This window comes from Variovorax sp. P4_D9 (genome assembly GCF_056401695.1).
In genome coordinates this window covers 1-1,572 of sequence record NZ_JBFUIU010001369.1, presented here as the reverse complement: position 1 = coordinate 1,572, position 1,572 = coordinate 1, and the positions used below count along the sequence as shown (strand labels likewise).

General features: G+C 62.3%; 5 protein-coding genes. 3 read left to right on the top strand and 2 right to left on the bottom strand.

The features are described from left to right. Positions 1 to 191, bottom strand: a 191-nt coding sequence (locus AC1DY5_RS55045; RefSeq protein WP_478122601.1) for a hypothetical protein, incomplete at its 3' end; no start/stop codon positions are given. A 22-nt stretch (positions 192 to 213) separates the two neighbouring features. On the opposite strand from AC1DY5_RS55045, the gene AC1DY5_RS55040 reads away from it, so the two are divergent. After that, positions 214 to 372 carry a hypothetical protein gene (locus AC1DY5_RS55040; RefSeq protein WP_478122600.1) on the top strand — a complete coding sequence of 53 codons (159 nt, stop codon included), beginning with the start codon at positions 214 to 216 and terminating at the stop codon, positions 370 to 372. Here the strand turns inward: AC1DY5_RS55040 and AC1DY5_RS55035 are convergent. Further along, positions 369 to 809: a host attachment protein gene (locus AC1DY5_RS55035; RefSeq protein WP_478122599.1), complete on the bottom strand. Its 441-nt coding sequence runs from the start codon at positions 807 to 809 to the stop codon at positions 369 to 371. The two genes, AC1DY5_RS55040 and AC1DY5_RS55035, sit on opposite strands and share 4 nt — an antisense overlap. Before the next feature lie 26 nt (positions 810 to 835). Between AC1DY5_RS55035 and AC1DY5_RS55030 the strand changes: the two genes are divergently transcribed. Then, complete coding sequence (locus AC1DY5_RS55030) at positions 836 to 1,069, top strand: hypothetical protein (protein WP_478122598.1); 234 nt, start codon at positions 836 to 838, stop codon at positions 1,067 to 1,069. A 49-nt stretch (positions 1,070 to 1,118) separates the two neighbouring features. Continuing rightward, a complete protein-coding gene (locus AC1DY5_RS55025; protein WP_478122597.1) occupies positions 1,119 to 1,409 on the top strand; it encodes a hypothetical protein in 291 nt (96 codons plus the stop codon). Positions 1,410 to 1,572 lie beyond the last annotated feature (163 nt).

Genomic DNA, 1,572 nt, shown 5'->3' with positions numbered 1-1,572 from the left:
AAACGAAACCGCTTGTCAAGCAGTTGCGAATGATTCGATCCCGGAAGTTCAAGCGATGCGGCCGATGACTCCCGGCTCATATCGCGCGATGTGCGCTCATGCACAAAGCGCTGCCCGCCGGGCACCACGACCGCCTCGCAAACGGCTACTGATTTTTGCGCCGGAAAGTAGCTAAAACGGGATTTCCTCAACCTCGTAGCAAAGGAGCCGGAAATGTCGACAACCTGGAAACGGGCCTTGCTGGAGGCGAGCCGGCTACTGGATCTTCACCATGCGGGTGGCGCTGCCTTCGCGCTTGGGAAGGGTGAGGCGCAGCACGCCGTCCTCGAGCTGGCCGGCCGCCTCGGCGGCGACGTGCCGCTGGATGGCTAGGGCCGCGCCTCCTTCAGGCGCCTTTCGATCTCGGCCAGGCTCAACGAGGTCAGGTCGGCGTTGAACTCCAGTTTGATCTTCTTCTGCACCGGCTCGCTGAACCGGGTCCGGAGTTCACCGAGGAACGGGTTCGACGCACAGACCTCGAGGGATTCGAATTTGCGGGCTGCGAGCCCCTGTTCCAGTCGATCGGCCACTTCGCATGCGAAATGATGAAGCTCCTTGCGCCGAGCGTCCGTGCGGGGCTCGAAGCGCACGGCGCCGTGGCTGGTGTCCGTGACTTCTCGGCCGGGGCGGTCCGTTGCCAGTTCGCTGCGCCGCATTCGGCTTTCCTCATGTGTCAGGGTCTCTACCGGCACCAACGAGGCCAATGGGAACTCGCGGCTGAAAATCCGCGCCAGCGATGCATTGGCGACAAGGACCCACTGATGCTTCATGTCAATTCTCCTTCGAACGAAAATTCATGGTGCGCGTCTCCCTGCAAGAGGATTTTGCGCCAGCGCAGGAAGGGCGCAACAGCTTGGCGCCTTCAGCCACCGCTGACAAAGAAGGAAGGCCCGGCACGGGCCCATCGCGCGCAAGCCCCGACCCAAGCGAGGTCGCGCTGACAACGCACCTGCGGCTGAATTCGTTCGTCGCAGCGGCTCGATGCGGATTTCTTGATCTGAAGCAAGACCCTGTCACCGTGTCGGTATGAGAGTGTTCATTGGCGCAGGCGGATGTTGTCGATTAGCAGGAGATGAGCCATGAGCGGCGATGCGATCTATTGTTTCGATAGGGCGTGTGTTCTGTTCGCGATCTACCCCGAAGGAAAAGCAGGTCCTCGCGTCGTGGCCGAGATCTCGGAAGATGCTTTGCGCGACGAATTCGGAGCACAAGGAGGCGGGGACAGCCTCGTCGACGCCTGCCGGAGTCACTTCGATGTGATCGAGGCGGTGGCGCTGCGGCGCTACCGCGAGGACCCCGTGAAAGCCGTGTTGGTGGAGGTGGGCGACTTCGCGTTTCCGGCATTCCCATCGATCGATTCCGTCAGTTGAGCGCTTGCCGCTCGAGCGCTGGGTCCGACAGCAAGGATCACGCGGATGCGTCGATGGTCTGCGGGTGCTGCCGGACCAGCAGCACCGGCACGGGGCTAGTTCATACGACGAGATCCGCATCGCTGCCAGCGCCATGCGACTCAGGCCACGCCGACCGTGAGTG